Origin of the sequence: Dietzia sp. E1, assembly GCF_014145015.1 — a bacterium.
GTDB lineage: Bacteria > Actinomycetota > Actinomycetes > Mycobacteriales > Mycobacteriaceae > Dietzia > Dietzia cinnamea_A.
This window is the reverse complement of record NZ_JAALDU010000480.1, coordinates 1-1,085: the sequence shown is the minus strand read 5'-3', so window position 1 is coordinate 1,085 and position 1,085 is coordinate 1. Positions and strand designations below refer to the sequence as shown.

Genomic DNA, 1,085 nt, shown 5'->3' with positions numbered 1-1,085 from the left:
GGCCTACCGCATGCTGGAGGTGACCCAGGTGATGAACAGCGTCCTGCCCGACGCCCGCTGGGTGTCCGAGGAGATCGTCCCCGAGCACCTGGAGATCGTGACCGCGTTCGAGAACAACGACCGCGACGCGGCGCGGTACCTCATCCGCCGCCACACCGAACACGCCAAGACCACCATGCGCACGGCCCTGGACCAGCAGGCCGCCGACCAGGGGGCCGTGGGGGCGGCGTCGTGAGCGCGCCCGTCGGCGAGTACGACCCCGTGCCCCCCGTCCTGGCCCCCGGTCGCTTCGCCGGACGGTCGGTACTCATCACCGGCGCCGTCCAGGGCATCGGCCGCGCCGTCGCCGACCGGGTGGTCCGCGAGGGCGGACTCGTCACCGTCGTCGACCGCGCCGACCTCATCACCGAGGTGGCCGACGAGCTGACCGCGGTGTCCCCGGACGGCCACCGCGTGGTCCCCGTCGAGGCGGACCTGGAGACGTTCGAGGGCGCACGGTCCGCGGCGGAGGCCGCCCTCGGCACGCACGGCCGGATCGACACGCTCATCAACAACGTCGGCGGGACCATCTGGGCCCGCCCGTACCACGAGTACTCGGCCGAGCAGATCGAGGCCGAGGTCCGGCGGTCACTGTTCCCCACGCTGTGGATGTGCCGCGCCGTCCTGCCGTCGATGGTCTCCGCCGGCGCGGGCACGATCGTCAACGTCTCCTCCGTCGCCACCCGGGGGGTCAACCGAGTCCCTTACGCCGCGTCCAAGGGCGGCGTCAACGGCCTGACCTCGGCGCTCGCCTTCGAAGCGGCACCCCACGGGGTCCGGGTGGTGGCCACCGCCCCCGGCGGCACACTGGCCCCCGAGCGGAAGATCTCCCGCGGCGGCGACGCCCGCACCGAGGAGGAGAAGACCTGGTACTCGCAGATCGTCGAGCAGACGGTCGACTCCACGGTGATGGGCCGCTACGGGACCCTCCACGAGCAGGCCGCCCCGATCTGCTTCCTCGCGTCCGACGAGGCCTCCTACATCACCGGGTCCGTCCTGCCCGTCGCCGGCGGCGACCAGGGCTGACCGGCCCCGTCCCTCCCCTT

Annotated in this window: 1 protein-coding gene and 1 pseudogene; both read left to right on the top strand. The window is 73.0% G+C overall.

Going from position 1 to position 1,085, the window contains the following annotated elements; genetic code table 11:
* Window positions 1-235: pseudogene (locus tag G6030_RS14270) on the top strand (benzene 1,2-dioxygenase); the annotation flags it as partial.
* A complete protein-coding gene (locus G6030_RS14265) occupies window positions 232-1,065 on the top strand; it encodes a 1,6-dihydroxycyclohexa-2,4-diene-1-carboxylate dehydrogenase (RefSeq protein WP_182643576.1) in 834 nt (277 codons plus the stop codon). The pseudogene G6030_RS14270 and the gene G6030_RS14265, both read left to right, overlap by 4 nt.
* Window positions 1,066-1,085 lie beyond the last annotated feature (20 nt).